The organism is Caulobacter sp. P1_B12_2 (assembly GCF_056406675.1).
On the sequence record NZ_JBFTZS010000781.1, the window covers coordinates 1 to 1,065 of the forward strand.

Annotated in this window: 1 protein-coding gene and 1 pseudogene; both read right to left on the bottom strand. The window is 66.0% G+C overall.

Annotated elements, in window-relative coordinates; translation table 11 throughout:
- Positions 1–354, bottom strand: a pseudogene (locus AC1DZ6_RS25725) (efflux RND transporter periplasmic adaptor subunit); the annotation flags it as partial.
- Between the two features lie 87 nt (positions 355–441).
- On the bottom strand, positions 442–1,062 hold the full coding sequence (locus tag AC1DZ6_RS25730; RefSeq protein ID WP_477099916.1) for a TetR/AcrR family transcriptional regulator: 621 nt from the start codon (positions 1,060–1,062) through the stop codon (positions 442–444).
- Between the last annotated feature and the right edge of the window lie 3 nt (positions 1,063–1,065).

Genomic DNA, 1,065 nt, shown 5'->3' on the forward strand with positions numbered 1-1,065 from the left:
GGCCTGGACAGCCCGGGCCCTCGCCGCGGCCACGCTCTGGTCCTGGGCGGCCTGGGCCAGCACATAGTCGGCGGCGTCGATGCGCATCAGGGGCTGTCCCCGGCGCACGGTTTGGCCGGTGTCCACCAGGCGCTCGACGATCTTGCCCGGGACGCGGAAGCCCAACTGGCTTTCGATGCGCGCGGAGACCACGCCGGTGAACTGGCGATCGCCGTCGGTGGCGGCGGAGGCGGTGGCGACCCGCACCACCGGCGGCTGGGTTCGGGGATCAACGGCGGCGTCATGGCCGCCGCACGCGGCGAGCGGGGCGGTCAGGCCGCCGACGAGGGCGGCGAGAAGCAAGCGGTGCGACATGGCGAAGGGTCCTGCCTTGAGCGGAGACCTCCATTTCGTGTCTAGTGACTAATTTGTCAATTAGTCACTACCGATTTTCCAAGATGACTACGGCGACAGGCTACGCAGGATCAGGTTGATGACCTGGGTCTGGGTCTCGGGCAGGCCGTCMAGATTGAACTCCAGAAGCAGCGGATGCATGAATGGCTGCATCGCCAGCATGATCGCCGAACAGGTCTCGTCGATCGGCGTCTTGCGCTCGAACTCCCCCGCCTCGCGGCCCAGCAGGATGATGTCGCGCAGGGTCGCCTCGACGTGGGAAAGATAGGTGAGCGCCGACGGCCAGTTCTCGGCCGCCGAGTTGGCAGCTAGGTCGTAGAGCATCTTCTCCTGGAATAGAAGTTCAACGCTCCTTGCTGTTATGGTGCTGAAAAGTTTGCGAAACTTCTCGGTCGGTGTCCGCGCCTCGGCGACGCCGGCCAGGGCGGCCGTCATGATCTTTTCCAGGCACTGGGTGCAGATGGCCTCGCCGATCGCCTGCTTTGAATCGAAGAACTTGTAGATGTAGGCCTTCGAGAAGCCGATCGCCTTGGCCAGGTCCGCGACGGTCGTCTTGCCGTAGCCGAAGCGCGCGAAGTGGGCGTCGGCGGCGTCGACGATCTGCTGACGAATGGCGTGGTCGGCCGGCCCGCGGCGGCCCGCGGCGGCGTCTGGGGGCGTGCTGTCGATGGT